We start from the raw sequence: 1194 nt of genomic DNA, 5'->3' as shown, positions 1-1194 counted from the left end.
GCCGTTGGCGCTGGGGTCAAACCCGTCATTGGCGTTTTGCGCTTTCGCGGGCAGGTGCCACAGCCCTAGCAGGCACAGGCAGCAGAAACAGAAGAATGCCCAGCACCAGAGAGGGCGTGGGGCGGCAGGCCCAAGGGAGGTGGCGGCCATGGCCACAGGAGCAGAGCAAGCTTGCATGGCAGTATCCGGTTGGTACCTGTGTGGTTACCAATCGTATCATTCATGCGTTAGCAAAGATGTAAACGTGCGTTAGCCAGGCGGGCCAGGCCTGCTCAATCCGCCCGAATCCCCCGCTCCCGTATCAGCTTGCCAAACCGCACCGCGTCCTCATGCGCCTTGGCGCCGAACGCGGCGGGCGTCATGGGGGCGGGCTCGCCGCCCAGGCTGGCCAGGCGTTCCTTGTAGGCGGGGGTGGCCAGGATCTTGTTGATCTCGTGGTTGAGCTTGGCCACCACGTCGGCCGGGACGCCGGCCGGGGCGTAGAAGCCGAAGAAGGTGTCGGCGTCGAAGCCCTTGAGGCCGGCCTCGTCCAGCGTGGGCACGTCGGGGAAGACGCTGGAGCGCTGGGTGCTGCCCACGGCCAGCAGCCTGAGCTTGCCGGCGCGCACGTGGGTCAGGCCGATGCCGGGGTCGAACATGAAGTCGATCTGGCCGCCCAGCAGGTCCTGCATGGCCGGCGCGGCGCCCTTGTAGGGCACGTGCACCGTGTCCATGCCGGCCATCTCGCGGAACAGCTCGCCGGCCAGGTGCGGGGAGCTGCCGTTGCCGGGCGAGCCGTAGCTGAGCTTGCCGGGATGCGCCTTGGCATAGGCGATGAACTCCTGCACCGTCCTGGCGGAGAAGTCGGGCTTGACCTCCAGGAACACGAGCACCCGCGCGGCGGCGGCCACGGGCACTAGGTCCTTGGCCGGGTCGAAGACCATCCTGGGATAGATGGCCGGGTTGATGGACACCATGCCGCCCGAGCTCATGAGCAGCGTGTAGTCGTCGGGCGCGGCCTTGGCCACGGCCTCGCCGCCGATGTTGCCGCCCGCGCCGGCGCGGTTTTCCACCACCACCACCGGGTGGCCCAGCGCGTCCTGCAGCGGCACGGTGACGGCGCGGGCGATCTGGTCGGCCGCGCCGCCGGGCGGGAAGTTGACGATGACCTTGACCTGCTTGTTCGGGTGCGCCTGGGCGAGCGCCGCCAGCGGG

General features: G+C 68.8%; 1 protein-coding gene. It reads right to left on the bottom strand.

The genetic code is table 11. From position 1 onward, the window contains the following. Nucleotides 1-272: 272 nt before the first annotated feature. Complete coding sequence (locus JHD63_RS22600; RefSeq protein ID WP_198973043.1) at nt 273-1190, bottom strand: Bug family tripartite tricarboxylate transporter substrate binding protein; 918 nt, start codon at nt 1188-1190, stop codon at nt 273-275. Nucleotides 1191-1194 lie beyond the last annotated feature (4 nt).

The sequence above is a fragment of the Xylophilus sp. ASV27 genome (assembly GCF_016428875.1).
GTDB lineage: Bacteria > Pseudomonadota > Gammaproteobacteria > Burkholderiales > Burkholderiaceae_C > Xylophilus.
This window is presented reverse-complemented; position numbering and strand designations above follow the sequence as displayed.